This is a genomic window from Prosthecodimorpha staleyi (genome assembly GCF_018729455.1).
Taxonomy (GTDB): Bacteria; Pseudomonadota; Alphaproteobacteria; order Rhizobiales; family Ancalomicrobiaceae; genus Prosthecodimorpha; species Prosthecodimorpha staleyi.
In genome coordinates, this window is the sequence record NZ_JAHHZF010000010.1 from 48,252 (window position 1) to 65,919 (window position 17,668).

Consider the following 17,668-nt stretch of genomic DNA (forward strand, 5'->3'; position numbering starts at 1 on the left):
GCCGGCGCTCAGCCGAAGGCGAAGGGCAGCAGCCGTTCGGCAGGGGCCCCGCCGCGCCGGATCGCCTCCAGGCCGGCGACGATCTCGGCGCCGTAGACCGGATAGGGAATGCGCACTGAGGTGAGCCACGGCGCGACCCACTGGTTCAGCGGCGTACCGTCGATGCTGACCAGCCGGCACGGATCCGGGATGCCGATGCCGGCCTCGCGGGCACGCCGCGCCACCCCGTAGGCGATCTGGTCGGACACGCACAGGATCGCATCCGGCCGCCGGGCGGAGGCGAACAGGCCGGCCGCGCCGTCATAGCCGACCTGGAGATGCGACAGGCCATCCCCCTCCCCGCGCATTATCGCGTCCGGCGCAGCGCCGAGCGCGGCCAGCCGGTCGATGAAGCCGGCGACCCGGTCGCGCGAGGCCGACGAGCCCCGGCGCGGAAAGACCACCGCCGGCGCCCGGCATCCGGCCGCCACGAAATGGTCGGCGACCGCCGCTCCTGCGGCGCGGTCGTCGATGCCGACGAAGAGCCCCGGCCCGACCGGATTGCGGCGGGTGACGAAGACCATCGGCACGCCGGCCTCGGCCATCTCGGCAAGACCGGGGCTGGCGACCGCGGCGATCATGACCAGGCCGCTGACCCGCTGCACCCGCATGGCGGCGAGATATTCGTCCTGCAGGTCCGGCCGGTCGTGGGTGTCGCACAGGATCATCACATAGCCGGCCTCGCGCAGCGCGGCTTCGGTCGAACTGGCGATGGTCGCCATGGCCGGGTTGTCGAGATTGGCCGCCAGCACGGCGACCAGCTGCGTCTCGCCGCGGCGCAGGGCGCGCCCGGCCGGATTGGGCCGGTAGCCGACCGCCTCGATCGCGTCGCGCACGCGCTGCACGGTCGCCGGCGAGGCGCGGCGCGTCTCGCCGTTGACGATCCGCGAGACGGTGGAGACCGAAACCCCGGCCTGCGCGGCCACGGTGGCGAGGGACACGTCGGCGGGCATCGGGGTCTGGCGGCTCCGGTCTGGTCGTCTTCTCATTGTCATCGGCGGCAGGCGTTGTCGAGCCTGCGCGAAAAGCAGGATCGCACCGGATTGACGTTTAGGCAAACGTTTGCCAAGATCGCCCCATCGCTATCGGGAGACGCGCGGGCGCCGCAGCCTTCAAGGTTCCGGACGCCTTTGCGTGTGTTCGCCGATCGGCATGGCGCCGGGTCCGTCCCGGTGTCATCTGGGAGAAACGTGGCGCCGCGGAACCGTCGAGAGAACGGTCCCGGCGCCTGACGCGCGCCGTCGAGCACGGTTCCGCGAGCCGGAGGAGAAGCCCATGCGTTCCGTCACGAGCCTGATCACGACCTTCGCCCTCGGCCTTGCGGCCGCCACTGCCTTGACCGGACCGGTCCTGGCGCAGTCGGTCACGCTGCGCATGACCTGGTATTCGGACGGCAACGAGGGCGAGGTCATGACCGACCTCCTCAAGCGGTTCCAGGCCGAGAACAAGGACATCGCGGTCGTCCTCGACCAGGTGCCGTTCAAGGCGATCAACGAGAATCTCCCCGTCCAGCTCGCCTCCGGCCAGGGTCCGGACATCGCCCGCGTCACCGACATGGGCGGGCTGGCGCGCTATGCGCTCGACATGCGGCCGCACCTGAAGGATCCGGCCTATTGGGAGGCCAATTTCGGCCCCTTCCTGACCTGGATGCGCACCGCCGGCGACACCAAGTCGATCCCGGGCTTCATGACGCAGCTGACCGTCACCGGCCCCTTCGTCAACAAGACCCTGTTCGAACAGGCCGGTGTCGCCCTGCCGGGACCGAAGGCGACCTGGGACGACTGGGCCAAGGCGGTGAAGAGCGTCGCCGACAAGGTGCAGGCGCCCTATCCGCTGGCGCTCGACCGCTCAGGCCACCGCTTCTTCGCGCTGGCGGTCTCGCAGGGCGCCAAGGTGTTCGACGAGAAGGGCGAGCCGGCCGTGATCGATGACGGCTTCAAGCGTGCCGCGCAGCTGGTCTACGACTGGCACAAGGCCGGCATCATGTCGAAAGAGCTGTGGGGCTCGGTCTCCGGCACCGCCTATCGCGGCGCCAATGACGAATTCAAGAATGCCCAGGTGGTCATGTATCTGTCCGGCTCCTGGCAGACGGCGCAGTTCGCCAAGACCGTCGGCAATGCCTTCGACTGGATCGCGGTGCCCAATCCCTGCGGCGCGGGCGGCTGCTCGAGCATGCCGGGCGGCGCCGGCCTGATGGCCTTCAAGTCGACCAAGAACCCGGAAGCCGTCGCCAAGCTGATGGACTATCTGGCCAGCGAAAAGGTGCTCGGCGAGTTCTATTCGCGCACCCTGTTCGTGCCCGGCCATCTCGGCATCGCCAAGAAGGGCATCGACTATCCGGGCGCCAGCCCGGAGGCCAACGCCGCCCTCAAGGTGTTCACCGCCAGCGCCGCAGAGGTCGCCCCGACCGCCTACCAGATCCAGGGCTACGGCAACAGCCGCATCATCTTCAACGCGGTGATCAGCCGGCTCGGCCAGGCCATCGCGGGCGAGACCAATCTGGACGAGGCCTACAAGCGCATCACCGCCGACGTGACCCAGCAGATCGCCGAGCGCAACAAGCAGTGATCGGCTGACGGAAAAGCGGGCGCGCGTCATGTCGGACGGATCGTCGAGACCTCCCGAGCGGCCTTCGGCCGGCCCGGCGCGCGTTCCCGCCCCCGCGCGCTGGCGCGATCGTGCGGCCGGGCTCGCCGGTCTGCCGGTCGCGCTGGCGCTGCGCCTGCTCGATCCGCTGATGGCCGCCGTGCAGCGGCTGATCGGCGCCGGGCGCATGCCCTACGTCTTCCTGTTCCCGAATTTCGTCTTCTTCGGCCTGTTCGTGTTCCTGCCGATCGGCATCAATGTGGTCTTCTCGGTCACCGGCGGACCGGCTCTGTTCCCGTCTGAGCGGCCCTTCGTCGGCGCCGAGCAATATGCCTATCTGTTCGACTGCGGCTCCTATCTCGACCCGTCGAGCTGCCGGGAGGACCATTTCTGGCGCGGGGTCTGGAACACCGCCGTCTTCGTCCTGTTCCAGGTCGGCACCATGGTGCTGGTCTCGCTGGTCACCGCGCTGGTGCTGAACCGGCCGATCCGCGGCCGCGGCTTCTTCCGGGCCGTCTATTTCTTCCCGGTCCTGCTCTCGCCCGTCGTGGTCGCGCTGATCTGGAAATGGATCCTGCAGCGCGACGGCCTGCTCAACGCCGCGATCACGTCGCTCGGCGGCCAGAAGATCCTGTTCTTCGTCGATCCGAGCTGGGCGATGTTCTGGGCCGTCTTCGTGTCGGTCTGGGCCCATATGGGCTTCTACACGCTGATCCTGCTGGCCGGCCTGCAGGCGATCCCGAGCGATCTCTATGAGGCGGCCGAGATGGACCGCACGCCGCGCTGGCGCATTCTGAGACGGATCACTCTGCCGCTGCTCTGGCCGAACATGATCGTCGTCATCGTCTTGTCGCTGATCAAGGGCGTGCAGACCTTCGACGAGGTCTTCGTGCTCACCGGCGGCGGCCCCGGCACGGCGACGCTGATGGTCGTGCAGTACATCTACGAGACCGCCTTCGCCAATCAGGTGCAGAATTTCGGCCTCGCCGCCGCGGCCTCCGTAGTGCTCGGCCTGGTCCTCTTCGCCCTGACCCTGGCGCAGCTCGCCGCCACCCGGATGAAGGAGCGCTGACATGGCCGCCCTCGCCCGCCTCCTCGGCGCCCGCCGCGACGGCCCCGGCCGGCCGCTGCACTGGACCGATATCGCCAGCTACGCCTACTTGGCCTTCGGCGTCGTCCTGATGTTCGGGCCGGTGCTGTGGCTGGTCTTCTCGTCGTTCAAGACGCAGAGCGCGCTCCTGGAATTCCCGCCCTCGCTGATGCCGATGGCGCAGGTCGAGGTGACGGTGCCGGGCCAGCCGAACCCGCTGCCGCTGTTCCGCGCCACCCTGCCGGACGGCAGCGTCAAGGACCTCGCCCAGATCCGGCGCGTCGGGCTCGTCGTCCAGATGGTCGATCCGGCCGAGCCGGACAAGACCTACCGGGTCGCGATCGACAAGCGCGAGCCGGTGCGCAAGGTCGCTCTGGCGACCGAGAACTACACCGAGCCGCTGCGCCAGTTCGCCTTCCTGCGCTTCCTGTCGAATTCCCTGTTCGTGACCGTGGTCGCCACGGCGATCACGCTCCTGATCAACTCGATGGCCGCCTACGGGCTCGCCGTCTACGAGTTCCGCGGCAAGGCCGCCGCCACGCTGGCGGTGATCGGCACGCTGATGATCCCGATCACCATCGTGCTGGTGCCGGTCTATCTGGTCGTGACCGAGCTCGGGCTGGTCAATTCGCTCTGGGCCGTGATCCTGCCGGGCGCAGCGACGCCGACCGGGGTCTTCCTGTTGCGCCAGTACATGCTGACCCTGCCGCGCGACCTGATCGAGGCGGCGCGCATGGACAAGGCCTCGGAATGGCAGATCTACTGGCGCATCGTCATGCCGCTGACGCTGCCGGCGCTCGCCGTGCTGGCGATCTTCTCGATCATGTGGCGGTGGAACGAATTCCTATGGCCACTCGCGGTCCTCACCAAGACCGAGGTCTACACGCTGCAGATCGGCCTCGCCGCCTTCCAGGGCGAGTTGCAGACGCAGTGGCACTATCTCCTCGCGATGACCGTCGTGACGCTGGCACCTGTCGCCCTGGTCTTCGTCTTCCTGCAGCGTTTCATCACCACCGGCATCGGCTCGACGGGGATGAAATGAGCGAGCGGAGCCTCAACCATGGCTGATCTGAAGCTCACCGGCGCGCGCAAGGCCTTCGGCGCCGTCGATGTCCTGCACGGCATCGACCTCGAGGTGAAGGACGGCGAGTTCGTCGTCTTCGTCGGACCGTCCGGCTGCGGCAAGTCGACCCTGCTGCGGGTCATCGCCGGGCTCGAGATGGTCTCGGCCGGCGAGGTCCATATCGACGGGCAGCGCGTCACCCACTTGCCCGCCTCCGATCGCGGCCTCGCCATGGTGTTCCAGTCCTATGCGCTCTATCCGCATATGACGGTCGCCCGCAACATGGCCTTCGCACTGGAGAACATGCGCCTGCCCAAGGCCGAGATCGACGCCCGCGTGCGGCGTGCGGCCGAGATGCTGCGGCTGACCGACTATCTCGACCGCAAGCCCAAGGCCCTGTCCGGCGGCCAGCGCCAGCGCGTCGCCATCGGCCGCGCGATCGTGCGGGACCCGAAGATCTTCCTGTTCGACGAGCCGCTGTCGAACCTCGATGCCGAACTGCGCGTCGCCACCCGCAAGGAACTGGCCGCGCTGCATGCCGAACTCGGCGGCACCATGATCTACGTGACGCACGATCAGGTCGAGGCAATGACGCTCGCCGACCGCATCGTGGTGCTGCGGGCGGGCCGCATCGAGCAGGTCGGCGCGCCGCTCGATCTCTACAACCGACCGGCCAATGCCTTCGTGGCCGGCTTCATCGGCTCGCCGCGCATGAACCTGCTGCCGGCCACCGTCCTTGCCGACGACGGCACCTTGCGGCTGCGGCTCGGCGCGAGAGAGATCGCGTTGCCGCAGGCCGCGCGCGGCCTGCGGGCCGGTTCGGCCGTCACGCTCGGCATCCGCCCGGAGCATATCGCCCTGGCGCAGGGCGACGATGGCCAGCTCGACCTGACGGTCGACCTGGTCGAGCAGCTCGGCAGCGAGGCGCTGGTCTATGCCGCCCATCCCGGCCTGCCGCAGATCACCCTGCGCCTCGACGGCCAGAGCCGCCTCGCCCGCGGCGCCGCGATCGCGGTGCGCTTCTCGCCCGACCACATCCACCTCTTCGACACGGACGGCCTGGCCCTGCCGCGGCCCTGACCGATCCCCCCGGAACCCCGCCGGAGCCCTCCCGATGAAAGCCCTGACCCATGGCCGCTTCCGCGGCCTCGACGGCCATGCCGCCCGGTTCGACCTCGCCGCCGGGCCGGACGCGCCGGTGCTCGCCAGCCTGCGCGTCGCCATCCTGGAGGCCGATATCGGCCGCGTCACGCTGGAGCGGCCCGAGGGCTATCGGCTCGATCGCGGCTGGGCGATCGCGCCGAACCGTGTCGAGCCGCCCTTCGAGGGCCGGCCGCGTGCCTCCGAAGAGGGCTTTACGATCCCGCCAGCCACGGTGGCGGAGGCCGACGGGCGCGTCACCCTGACGGCCGGCGCTCTGCGCGCCGAGATCCGCCTCGCCCCCTTCGGCATCGCCTGGTACCGCGACGGCGAGACCGTGCCGTTCCTGCGCGACCGGCCGACCCAGGCCTACTACCTGTCGCGCCGCACCGGGGCGCTCGCGCATTCCATGGAGCGCCACGAGGGCGAGCGCCACTATGGGCTCGGCGACAAGGCCGGGCCGCTCGACCGGGCCGGGCGGCGCTTCGCCATCGATGCGGTCGACCCCTGCGGCTACGACGCCGAACTGTCCGATCCGCTCTACAAGATGCTGCCCTTCTTCATCGTCGACGGCGCGCGCGGCGCCCATGGCGTCTTCTACGACAACCTGGCGCTGGCCTCGGTCGATCTCGGCTGCACGCTCGACAACTATCACGACCTGTTCCGCGGCTACCGGGCCGAGGACGGCGATCTCGACTACTATGTCCTGGCCGGCCCGACCGTGCCGGACGTGTCGCGCCGCTTCTCCTGGCTGACCGGCGGCCAGGCCTTCCCGCCGCGCTGGACGCTCGGCTTCGCGATGACCACCATGACCATCGCCGACGCCCCCGACGCCGACCGGCGCATCACCGCCTTCATCGAGGATTGCCGGCGCCACGGCATCCGCTGCGACAGCTTCCATTTCGGCTCGGGCTACACCTCGATCGGCCACCGCCGCTACGTTTTCAACTGGAACCGGGACAAGTTCCCCGATCCGGCCGGCACGATGGCGCGGCTCAAGGCGGCCGGGATGGTGCCGGTCACCAATATCAAGCCCTGCCTGCTCGACGACCATCCTCGCCTCGACGAGGCGCGCGCCAAGGGCATCCTGGTCCGCGACGGCGAGACCGGCGCGCCGGCCGTCGCCCAGTTCTGGGACGGCCTCGGCTTCCACGTCGATTTCACCAATCCGGCCGGGCGCGCCTGGTGGGCCGACGGCATCCGTACCGCGCTGCTCGACTACGGCGTCACGGCGGTCTGGAGCGACAACAACGAATTCGAGATCTGGGACGAGGATGCCGAGGTCGAGGGCGACGGCCGGCCCTACCGGCAGGCGCTCGCCCGCCCGGCCCAGGCGCTGCTGATGCACAAGCTCGCCTACGAGACCCAGGCCGCGCATGCTCCCGACAAGCGCCCCTACACCATCACCCGCGCCGGCGGCGCCGGCATCGCGCGCTACGGCCAGACCTGGAGCGGCGACAACGAGACCGCCTGGAAGACGCTGCGCTTCAACCTGACCCAGGGCCTCAACATGAGCCTGTCCGGGTTGCACAATATCGGCCACGACGTCGGCGGCTTCCACGGCCCCTCGCCCGGCCCGGAACTGTTCTGCCGCTTCGTCGAGTTCTGCGCGCTGTGGCCGCGCATGGTGATGAATTCCTGGAAGTCGAGCGGCATCGTCAACACGCCCTGGATGCACCCGGAGGTGCTGCCGCAGGTCAAGGCCGCCATGGACCTGCGCCACGCGCTGGTGCCCTATCTCTACACCCAGATGTGGCGCGCGGCGGAGGCCGACATCCCGGTCGTGCGCCCGCTGCTCTGGGACTTCGCGGCCGACCCGGCCGCACGCGACGTAGAGGACGCCTTCATGTTCGGGCCCGACGTGCTGGTCGCCCCCGTCCTGGAGGAAGGCGCCACGACCCGCCGCGTCACCCTGCCGGCCCATCCGGGCGGCTGGGTCGATTGGCATGACGGCACCCGCCACCCGGGCGGACGGACCGTCAAGGTCCCCGCGCCGCTCGGCCGCCTGCCGGTCTTCCTGCGCGCCGGCGCGATCGTGCCGATCGACGAGGCCGGCGCGCTGACCGCCCTCGTGGTCCCGGGCCACGATGGCGCCGCCACCGGCAGCCTCTATCTCGACGACGGCGACACCGCACGCTGGCGCGAGACCGGCCGGCTCATCACCCTGACGCTCGGCGCGGACGGGGCCGTCACCGCCGCCGGTGAGGGCGACCTCCCGGCACTCAGCACGCGCATCCTCGGCGGGGCCTGAAAAGGGCCCCAAAACGGCACCGGCCGGCCGCCCCCCGGGATCGGCCGGCCGGTCCGAGACGTGAAACCGATCGCGCCGGGTGGGTCGGCGGGCCGGTCTCAACGCGCCGGTTTCAGCCCGTCTGTCTCAACCTGTCGGCTTGCGCACGACCTCGGCGATGCTGACCGGCTTGGCCAGCAGGCCGAGCTTGAAGAAGGCATCGGCGATCTTCTGCTGTTCGGCGACCACGGCCGGCGACAGCGAGCGGATCCCATAGGCCTGGCGCTCGACCGCGACCCGGATGACGCTCGCCGGAATGCCCGTCGCCGGGCCCAACTGGTCGGCGGCCGCCTGCGGATTGGCGGCGATCCAGCTGTCGATATCGGCGAGCGCCGCGATGGTCGCGTCGACGATCGGGCCGTGGCCCTCCGAGAACTTGCGGGCGGCCAGATAGAACTGGTGGTTCGGCACCAGGCCCTCGCCGTTGACCAGGGTGCGGGCGCCGGTCGCGACCTCGGCGGCGGCCTGGAACGGATCCCAGATCGCCCAGGCATCGACCTTGCCGCCGTCGAAGGCGGCACGCGCATCCGCCGGCGCCAGGAAGATCTTCTCGACGGCGTCGTAGGGCACCTCGGCCTGTTCGAGCGCCTTGACCAGCAGATAGTGGACGTTCGAGCCCTTGTTGAGCGCGACCTTCTTGCCCTTCAGCTCCGCTACCGTCTTCAGCGGGCTCGTCTTCGGCACCAGGATCGCCTCGCCGCGCGGGGCCGGCGGTTCGTGGGCGACATACTGCAAATCGGCGCCCGCGGCCTGCGCGAAGATCGGCGGCGCCTCGCCGGTCGAGCCGAAATCGATCGCGCCGACATTCAGCGCCTCGAGCAGCTGCGGGCCGGCCGGGAATTCCGACCAGGCGACCCGGTAGCCGAGCGGCTTCAGCCGCTCCTCTAGCGATCCCTTGGCCTTGAGCAGGATCAGTGTGCCGTATTTCTGGAACCCGATCCGGATCACCTTGTCGTCGGCGGCGCGCGCCGCGCCGCCCAGCCCGAGACCGAGGGCCGCCGTTCCGGCGGCGCCCGCGGCGAGCAATCTCCTGCGTGACATCGTCATGTTCGTTCACTCCCTGGGCGCTCGCAGCTACGCCGTGGCGGCGGGCCGGACCGATGGTGGTTGAGGGGAAACTTGAATGACGGGAACCGGACGGCCGGCAGTTGCGACCGTTCGGGGCGGCCCCGCAGGGCGGCCCGTCAGTAGACGACCTCGGCGACGCCGAAGATCGCATCCAGCAGCTTGCCTTCGAGCGCCGCCAGGACGGCCGATCCGCGTTCGCGCGGGCGCGGCAGGTCGATGGCCAGATCGAGCACGATGCGGCCCTCGTCGATGACCACGACCCGGTCGCCGAGCGCGACCGCCTCGGCCACGTCATGGGTGACCAGCACGGCCGTGAAGCCCTGCGCGTGCCAGACGCGCTCGATCAGCGACTGCATGGTGATCCGGGTCAATGCATCGAGCGCGCCGAGCGGTTCGTCGAGCACCAGGAGATCCGGGTGGCTGACCAGGGCGCGGGCCAGCGCCACGCGCTGCCGCTGGCCACCGGACAGGACCGAGGGCCACTCGTCGGCGCGGCCCTGCAGGTGGACATCGGCCAGCACGGTCTCGGCCGCCTTTCGGGCCGCATCCGACGACAGCGAGGTCGACAGGCCGACCGCGACATTGTCGATCACGCTCGCCCAGGGCAGCAGTCGGGGTTCCTGGAACACGATACGGGCATTGGCCTTGCCGCCGTCGCGCCCGGGGCCGATGGCGATCGTGCCGTCGGTCGGCTGGTCGAGCCCGACCAGGAGCCGCAGCAGGGTGCTCTTGCCGCAGCCGCTCTTGCCAACCACGACCAGGAACTCGCCCGGCCGGACCTGCAGGTCGACGCCGCCGAGCACGCGCTTGTCGCCGAAACTCTTGCCGACCCCGGTCAGGTCGAGGGCGACGCCGCTGCCGCGCGGAGCCGCGGACGGCGCCTCCTCCGGCGGCAGCACCGGTGCGGTGGCCTTGGTTTCCGGCAGCCAGCCGATTTCGAGGGGCACGGACTGGGTCTCCGCGAGAACCTGGCGCAAGGGTCGGGTCATGGCTCGAATCCTTTCAATGGTTCTGGAAGGCCGGGTGCCAGGCCAGGCTGCGGCGTTCGAGCGCGCGGGCGAGCACGTCGGCGAGCTTGCCGAGCAGCGCGTAGATCAGGATCGACAGGACGACGACATCGACGAGCATGAACTCGCGCGCCTGCATCGCCATGTAGCCGAGCCCGGAGGAGGCCGAGATGGTCTCGGCGACGATCAGCGTCAGCCACATGATGCCGAGGGCGTAGCGCAGGCCGACGAAGATCGACGGCAGCGCACCCGGCAGGATCACCTTCCGGAACAGCGTCCAGGGCCCCATGCCGTAGATGCGCCCCATCTCGACCAGCTGGCCGTCGACGCTGCGCACGCCGTGCACGGTGTTGACGTAGACCGGAAAGAAGACACCGAGCGCGACCAGGAACAGCTTGGCCTCCTCGCCGATGCCGAACCACAGGATGACCAGCGGGATCAGCGCCAGATGCGGCACGTTGCGGATCATCTGCACGGTCGTGTCGGTGATCCGGTCGGCCGCGCGCGACAGTCCGTTGAGGAGCCCGAGCCCGAAGCCGATGCCGCCGCCGATCAGGAGGCCGGCCAGCGCCCGCGCCGTGCTCGACTTGGCATTGGCGAGGAGTTCGCCCGAGAGGGCGAGCCGCCAGCCCGCCGCGACCACGTCGGTCGGGGCCGGCAGGACGCGATCGGAGATCAGGCCTGCCGCCGACCCGGCCTGCCAGACGGCGATCACCGCGGCCGGCAGCGCATAGGGGGTCAGGCTGGAAAGTCGAAGTCTGGCCATCGATGCCTCCTGGTGGTGGACAAGGCCGGGCTGACCGGGACAGCCGGCTGGAGCTCCAAGGCGGGCTGGACTGGCAAGGCCGGCGCCTGTGGCCGGGCGCCGGGATGCGGCGGGCGGGGGGGCGGGCGGGGCGGCGCGCGGGGAGGCGGCGGCCGGCGAGACGGGCGGTCAGACCGCGGCGGCGAGGCCGGTGATCCGCTTCGGGCGCGCGCCGGTGCCGAAATCCCCGACGATCACCTCGGCCTTCTTCGGCGCCAGGCCGAGTTCCGGGAACAGCAGTTCGGCGACCCGGTAGGCCTCTTCCAGATGCGGATAGCCCGAGCCGATCACCGTATCGATGCCGAGATCCTGGTATTCCTTCAGCCGCTTGGCGACGGTGGCCGGGCTGCCGACCAGCGCCGTCCCGGCGCCGCCGCGAACGAGGCCGACGCCGGCCCAGAGGTTGGGCGCGACATAGAGATTGTCGCGCCGGCCGCCATGCAGCGCCGACATGCGCCGCTGCCCGACGGAGTCCGATTCGGTGGCGAACTTGGCCTGCTGGGCCGCGATGGTCTCGTCGTCGAGCTTCGAGATCAGCCGGTCGGCGGCCGCGAAGGCCTCCTCGTCGGTCTCGCGCACGATGAAGTGCAGGCGGATGCCGAAGGTCACCGCGCGGCCCTTGGCGGCAGCCGCCTTGCGCACGCGGGCGATCTTCTCGGCGACATCGGCCGGCGGCTCGCCCCAGGTCAGATATTTCTCGACGCGGCCGGCCGAGAATTCGATCGCCGCATCCGAGGAGCCGCCGAAATAGAGCGGCGGGCGCGGCTTCTGCACGAAGGGGAAATGCAGCTTCGCCCCCTCCGCCCGGATGTGCTCGCCGTGGAGCGTCGCCGTCTCGCCCCGCGCCAGCGCCTCGAAGATGTCGAAGAACTCGCCGGCATGATCGTAGCGCTTGTCGTGCTCCAGGAAGATGCCGTCGCCGGCCAGTTCGCGCGGCGCGCCGCCGACCACGATGTTGATCAGCAGGCGACCGTTCGAGATGCGGTCGAGCGCGGCGGCGATGCGGGCATAGAAGGCCGGCGAGGCCGTGCCGGGCCGGATCGCGACCAGGAACTTGAGCTTCTCGGTCGCCGTCGCCAGCGCGGTCGCGGTGATCCAACTGTCTTCGCAATTGGCCCCGGTCGGGATCAGCACGCCGCCGAAGCCGAGCCGGTCCACCGCCGCCGCGATCTCGCGCAGGTAGCGCGGATCGGGCGCGCGGTGGCCGTCGTCGGTGCCGAGATAGGGGCCGTCGCCGGAGGTCGGGATGAACCAGAAGAAGTCGAGAGGCTTGCCGGGGTTCGACATGGCATCAATCCTTGGGGAGGGGTCCTTGATCTCAACAGGCGGAGGCGTCAGGTGGTCGGCGCGGTCCAGACGGCGTCGCGCACGACGATCGGCTTCGGGATCAGACCGAGCTTGTGGAATTCGTCGGCGATCGCCTGTTGGCTGAGGACGACCTCGTCGCTGACCGGCCTGACCGCGTAGCGCGTGCGGGCGACCGCCCGGGTCTGATCCTCCAGCGACACGCCGGTGACCTCCGCGAGCGCGGCGGCGACCTCGCCGGTATGGGCGCTCGCCCAGTCCGAGACGCGGACCAGTTCGTCGATGACCTCGCCGAGAATGGCCGGGTTGGCCTTCGCGAAGGTGCCGTTGACCAGATAGAAGGAGTTGGTCTCGACGATCCCCTCGGCGGTCGTCAGCACGCGCGCATCCTGGGTCCGCTCGGCGATGGCGTAGAAGGGATCCCAGATCGCCCAGGCGTCGACCGCGCCGCTCGCGAAGGCGGCACCGGCATCGGCGGGGCTCAGATGGACCGGCTTGATGTCGCCCCAGGCGAGCCCGGCCTTGCGCACCGCGTTGACGGTGAAGTTGTGCGCGCTGGAGCCCTTGGTGAAGGCGATCGACCGGCCCTTCAGATCGGCGAGGCTGCGGATCGGGCTGTCGCGCCGGACCAGGATCGCCGAGCCGGAGCCCGGCGCCGGCAGCGTCGCGGCATAGAGGATGTTGGCGCGGGCCGCCTGGGCGAAGATCGGCGGGGTGTCGCCGGTGGTGCCGAAATCGATCGCCCCGAGCCCCAGTGCCTCCAGGAGCGGCGGGCCGGACGGAAACTCAACATAGGAGACCTTGATGCCGCGCGCGGCGAGCCGGCGCTCCAGCGCGCCCTGCCGGCGGGCGATGACCAGCGCGCCGCTCTTCTGGTAGCCGATGCGGAACTCCCGGGCCTGATCGGGCGTGGCGGCGCGGGCCTCGCCGAATGCCGCGGCCAGAGCGGCACCGGCGGCAAGCGAGAGGGTCTGTCGTCGGGTCAGCATGGTCGGAACCTCCGAGGTCGGGCAGAGCGGGCCGGGGGCGGACGATACGGGCGGCGTCAGGCGATGCGGGCGAGCGGCTGGCGGCGCGCCGCGACCAGGGCGGCGGCCTCGTCGGCGGCCATGCCGATGCGGGCGAGCAGCTGCGGCTGGCTCGGGCGGTAGTCGAGGAATTCCTTCTCGGCGGCATAGACGGCCGTCGGCGCGACGGCGGCGCCGAAGAAGGCGAAGAGCGGCCGGATCGCATGTTCGACCACCAGGGCGTGGCGCTCGCCGCCGCCGGTGGCGGCAATGACCAGCGGCTTGCCGGCCAGGGCGCCCGGATCGATCAGGTCGAAGAGATGCTTGAAGAGGCCCGAATAGGCCCCCTTGTAGACCGGCGACGCCACCACCAGCGCATCGGCGCCCGCGATCGCATCGAGGAGCCCGGCGAGCCGCGGCGGCGCCTTGCGGGCATCGAGCGTCGCCCCGAGCTCGGGGCCCAGATCGACCAGATCGAACACCGTGCTCTCGACGCTGGTGCGCAGGGCGATCTCCTCGACAATCGTCGTGGTCAGCCCGAGCGTGCGCGACGGGCGCTGCGTGTTGCCGGACAGGCCGACGAGATGGGATCGCGACATTTCACTTCCTCGCTGGCATCGGGGTCCGCCGCGGACCGTTCCTCAGAGCATGGAATAGATCATCAATTCAGTACACAATTAAATTTTCCATGCGGACGGGCAGACTGAAAAAAACAGCCACTTTCAGGAGCATTCGAGCAATCAGAATGCGTCGGCAGCGGATGAATCCCTCAATCCCGCTGGACCAGCCGCCAAAATCCGATAAACTAGATCGGAATATATGGGAGATGCCGATGTCGATCGAACGAACCCGGATCGTGGTTGTCGGATGCGGAGCCAGCGGCGTGATCGCGGCGGCCAATCTGGCCCGTGCCCTCGGGCAGGACGGCGACGTGCTGGTGGTCGAGCGCGGCGGCGCCCCCGGCCTCGGCCTCGCCTATGCGACGCGCGATCCGAATCACCTGCTCAACGTGCGCGCCGCCAACATGAGCGCCTTCCCGAACGACCCCGACCACTTCTTCCGCTGGCTGCAGAAGCGCGGGCAGGATTTTGGGGCCGGCTGCGTCACCCCGTTCTGCTTCGTCGAGCGGCGCGTCTACGGCGCTTATCTGGGTGATCTGTTCGAAGGCGCGACGATGGACGGCGTCGAACTGATCGACGCCGGTGCGGTGCGGATCGAGCCCTGGCGCGACGGCGTCGAGGTGCAGCTCGACGACGGCACCAGCATCGCCGCCGACGCCGTCGTGCTGGCGACCGGCCACGACCCGAAACCGCCGCGCCAGGACGGCGTCGCCGATGCCTGGGCGCCCGGCGCGCTCGACGGCATCGGCCGCGACGACGAGGTGATCGTCATCGGCACCGGCCTGACCATGATCGACACCGTGCTGTCGCTCGATTCGCGCGGCCATCGTGGCCCGATCCGGGCGATCTCCCGGCGCGGTCTCCTGTCGGCCGTGCATGCCGCGGTCGAGCCGCGCCCGATCCCGGCCTCGGCAATCCCGTTCGGCGCCCCGCTGTCGCAACTCCTCCGCCTTCTGCGCCGCCATGCTGCCGAGGCCACCGCGAGCGGCGCCGACTGGCGCTCCACCGTCGACGCGCTGCGCCCACATACGCGCCGGCTCTGGCAGGCGATGTCGACCGACCAACGCCGCCGCTTCCTGCGCCATGCCCGGGCGTGGTGGGACGTGCACCGGCACCGGATGGCGCCGGCGATCGCCCGCCGCATCGAGGCCCTGCGCGAGACCGGCCGGCTCGAGATCGTCACCGGCCGGGTGCTCGGCGCCAGCCCCGGGCCGGACGGTACTGAGCTCTGCGTGCGGCTGCGCGGCGCGCAAGCCGAGACCCGGCTCGTCGCCCGGCGCGTCATCGACGCCACCGGCCTGCCCTGCGGCCCGTTCTCGTCACCGAACCCGGTCATCGCCCATCTAATCGAGGACGGCCATGCCCGCCCGGACCCGCTCGGCTTCGGCCTCGATCTCGCCGACGATGCGGCCCTGATCGCGCATGGCGGGCAGGTCTCCGACCGCATCTTCGCCGTCGGCCCGCTCGGCCGCGCCGCCTTCTGGGAGATCATCGCGATCCCGGACATCCGCCAGCAATGCGCGGACCTGGCCGAGGATCTGGCCGGCCGGCTCGCCGGACGCCGCAAGCGCCGGGTCGCGCGGTAGGCCTCACGCGCGGGATCAGCCGGCGACAGTCATTCCGCGCAGCGTCGCCAGGGTGTGGCGCGCGATCATGAATTCCTCGTCGGTCGGGATGACCAGGGCCCGGACGCGGCTCCCCGCCGCCGAGACGACCGTGTCGCGGCGCATATTCGCGGCCGGGTCGGCGACCAGGCCGAGCCAGCCGAGCCGCTCCATGACGCGGGCACGCAGCGCGGTGCTGTTCTCGCCGATCCCGGCCGTGAACACGACCCCGTCGAGCCCCTGCATGGCGGCCGCCAGTGCGCCGATCTCACGCACGATCCGATGCACGAAATAGTCGATCGCCAGTTTCGCGCCCGGCTCCCGGCTCGCCTCCAGGTCGCGCATGTCGGCCGAGACCCCGGACAGCCCCAGAAGGCCGCTCTCCCGGTAGAGCAGCCGCTCGATCGCCGCGGCGCCGAGTCCCTTGGCCTGCACGAGATAGAGCACGACACCGGGATCGAGCTGGCCGGTGCGGGTCGCCATGGGCAGCCCGTCGAGCGCCGTGAAGCCCATGGTGCTTTCGACGCTCCGGCCGTCGATCATCGCGCAGGCCGATGCCCCGGCCCCGAGATGGCAGGCGACGACACGCCCCTTCGCCAGGTCCGGTGCGATTTCGGCGAGGCGGTGGGCGATGAACTCGTAGGAGAGGCCATGGAAGCCGTAGCGGCGCACGCCCTCCCGGTAGAGGGCGTCCGGCAGGGCGAAGCGGTCGGCAACATCGGGATGACCGCGATGGAAGGCGGTGTCGAAGCAGGCGACCTGCGGCACGCCGGGCAGCCGGTCGCGGATGATCCGGATCGGCAGCAGGTTGTTCGGCTGGTGCAGCGGGGCGAGCGGCACCAGCGCCTCGAGCCGGCCGATGACCTCGTCGTCGACCAAAACCGGATTGGCGAAGTCCGGACCGCCATGGACGACCCGGTGCCCGACCGCAACCGGCCGCTCGCCGCCGAGCCGTTCCAGGAGCCAGTCGTCGAGCCGGTCGAGCGCCTCCGCCACGGTCGGCACCTGACCGGCCGTGAAGACATCGTCCTCCACGCGCCGGCCGCAGTCGTCGTCGGCGACCAGATGCGGATGCGAGCCGATGCCGTCGAAGGCGCCCTTCAGGTCGAGATCGAGCCGGTCGCCCGGCAGCACCTCGTAGATGCGGAACTTGATGCTGGACGATCCGGCATTGACGACGAGCAGATGGTCCATGGGGCGGGGTCCCGGTCCGGTGGCGCTGCCCAGGCTCTACTGTGCCGTCCAGCCGCCGTCGATCGGTATGATTGCGCCCGTGATCGAGCCGGCCTCGTCGCCGGCCAGGAAGGCGGCCAGCGCGGCGACCTCCTCGATCGCCACGAAACGCTTGGTCGGCTGCGCGGCGAGGAGCACGGTGCGCACCACCTCCTCCTCGGTGATGCCGCGCGCCTTGGCGGTATCGGGGATCTGCTTCTCGACCAGCGGGGTGAGCACGTAGCCGGGCGCGATGGCGTTGACGGTGACGCCGAACTCGGCCGCCTCCAGGGCAACCGTCTTGGTCAGGCCGGCAATGCCGTGCTTGGCCGCCACATAGGCCGACTTGTACGGCGAGGCGATCAGGGCATGGGCCGAGGCGATGTTGACGATGCGCCCGAAGCGTCGCGCCTTCATGCCCGGCAGCGCGGCCCGGATGGCATGGAAGGCGGCATTGAGATTGATCGCGATGATCCGGTCCCAGCGCTCGACCGGAAAGTCCTCGACCGGAGAGACGAACTGGATGCCGGCATTGTTGACCAGCACGTCGACTTGGCCGAACTGCGCCTCAGCCCGCGCGACCATGGCGGCGATCGCGGCCGGATCGGTCATGTCGGCGCCGTCGAATTCGACCGGCATGCCCGATTCGGCGGCGATCTCGGCGCGGAGGCGCGCGACCTCGTCCGGCTCGGCCAGACCGTTGAGCACGATGGCGTAACCTTCATGCGCCAGGCGCCGGGCGATCCCGAGCCCGATGCCGCTGGTGGAGCCGGTCACGATGGCAAGGCGAGACGTCATGGATGAACCTCGGTACGACGGGTGAGCCGGGAGA

At 70.2% G+C, this 17,668-nt stretch carries 15 protein-coding genes; 6 read left to right on the forward strand and 9 right to left on the reverse strand.

Translation table 11 applies throughout. From position 1 onward, the window contains the following. Positions 1-8 precede the first annotated feature (8 nt). Positions 9-992: a LacI family DNA-binding transcriptional regulator gene (locus KL771_RS19575; RefSeq protein WP_261970206.1), complete on the reverse strand. Its 984-nt coding sequence runs from the start codon at positions 990-992 to the stop codon at positions 9-11. Positions 993-1,314: 322 nt separating this feature from the next. Here KL771_RS19575 and KL771_RS19580 point away from each other — a divergent pair, with 322 nt between their 5' ends. The 5 genes from KL771_RS19580 (at position 1,315) to KL771_RS19600 (ending at position 8,169) form a co-directional block, all read left to right on the forward strand. Further along, a complete protein-coding gene (locus KL771_RS19580; RefSeq protein WP_261970207.1) occupies positions 1,315-2,607 on the forward strand; it encodes an ABC transporter substrate-binding protein in 1,293 nt (430 codons plus the stop codon). Between the two features lie 169 nt (positions 2,608-2,776). Further along, on the forward strand, positions 2,777-3,697 hold the full coding sequence (locus tag KL771_RS19585; RefSeq protein ID WP_261970393.1) for a carbohydrate ABC transporter permease: 921 nt from the start codon (positions 2,777-2,779) through the stop codon (positions 3,695-3,697). 1 nt (position 3,698) lies between these two features. Beyond that, complete coding sequence (locus tag KL771_RS19590; RefSeq protein ID WP_261970208.1) at positions 3,699-4,757, forward strand: carbohydrate ABC transporter permease; 1,059 nt, start codon at positions 3,699-3,701, stop codon at positions 4,755-4,757. 18 nt (positions 4,758-4,775) lie between these two features. After that, positions 4,776-5,858: an ABC transporter ATP-binding protein gene (locus tag KL771_RS19595; RefSeq protein WP_261970209.1), complete on the forward strand. Its 1,083-nt coding sequence runs from the start codon at positions 4,776-4,778 to the stop codon at positions 5,856-5,858. 34 nt (positions 5,859-5,892) lie between these two features. Further along, positions 5,893-8,169 carry a glycoside hydrolase family 31 protein gene (locus KL771_RS19600; RefSeq protein WP_261970210.1) on the forward strand — a complete coding sequence of 759 codons (2,277 nt, stop codon included), beginning with the start codon at positions 5,893-5,895 and terminating at the stop codon, positions 8,167-8,169. 126 nt (positions 8,170-8,295) lie between these two features. Here the strand turns inward: KL771_RS19600 and KL771_RS19605 are convergent, their stop codons facing one another. The 6 genes from KL771_RS19605 to msuE all read right to left on the reverse strand — a co-directional run bounded on the left by KL771_RS19605 (position 8,296) and on the right by msuE (position 13,999). Beyond that, a complete protein-coding gene (locus KL771_RS19605) occupies positions 8,296-9,255 on the reverse strand; it encodes a sulfonate ABC transporter substrate-binding protein (protein WP_261970211.1) in 960 nt (319 codons plus the stop codon). A gap of 137 nt (positions 9,256-9,392) precedes the next feature. Then, on the reverse strand, positions 9,393-10,265 hold the full coding sequence (locus tag KL771_RS19610) for an ABC transporter ATP-binding protein (protein WP_261970212.1): 873 nt from the start codon (positions 10,263-10,265) through the stop codon (positions 9,393-9,395). Between the two features lie 13 nt (positions 10,266-10,278). Continuing rightward, a complete protein-coding gene (locus KL771_RS19615) occupies positions 10,279-11,049 on the reverse strand; it encodes an ABC transporter permease subunit (protein WP_261970213.1) in 771 nt (256 codons plus the stop codon). Between the two features lie 168 nt (positions 11,050-11,217). Beyond that, a complete protein-coding gene (gene ssuD / locus KL771_RS19620; RefSeq protein WP_261970214.1) occupies positions 11,218-12,375 on the reverse strand; it encodes an FMNH2-dependent alkanesulfonate monooxygenase in 1,158 nt (385 codons plus the stop codon). A gap of 47 nt (positions 12,376-12,422) precedes the next feature. Next, positions 12,423-13,382, reverse strand: coding sequence for a sulfonate ABC transporter substrate-binding protein (locus tag KL771_RS19625; RefSeq protein ID WP_261970215.1), 960 nt, complete (start codon positions 13,380-13,382; stop codon positions 12,423-12,425). 56 nt (positions 13,383-13,438) lie between these two features. Further along, positions 13,439-13,999, reverse strand: coding sequence for an FMN reductase (gene msuE / locus KL771_RS19630; RefSeq protein WP_261970216.1), 561 nt, complete (start codon positions 13,997-13,999; stop codon positions 13,439-13,441). Between the two features lie 233 nt (positions 14,000-14,232). Between msuE and KL771_RS19635 the strand changes: the two genes are divergently transcribed. Continuing rightward, positions 14,233-15,606, forward strand: coding sequence for an FAD/NAD(P)-binding protein (locus KL771_RS19635; protein ID WP_261970217.1), 1,374 nt, complete (start codon positions 14,233-14,235; stop codon positions 15,604-15,606). A 15-nt stretch (positions 15,607-15,621) separates the two neighbouring features. On the opposite strand, the gene KL771_RS19640 is transcribed toward KL771_RS19635, so the two are convergent. Further along, complete coding sequence (locus tag KL771_RS19640; protein WP_261970218.1) at positions 15,622-16,818, reverse strand: acetate/propionate family kinase; 1,197 nt, start codon at positions 16,816-16,818, stop codon at positions 15,622-15,624. Between the two features lie 36 nt (positions 16,819-16,854). After that, on the reverse strand, positions 16,855-17,634 hold the full coding sequence (locus KL771_RS19645; protein ID WP_261970219.1) for a 3-hydroxybutyrate dehydrogenase: 780 nt from the start codon (positions 17,632-17,634) through the stop codon (positions 16,855-16,857). Positions 17,635-17,668 lie beyond the last annotated feature (34 nt).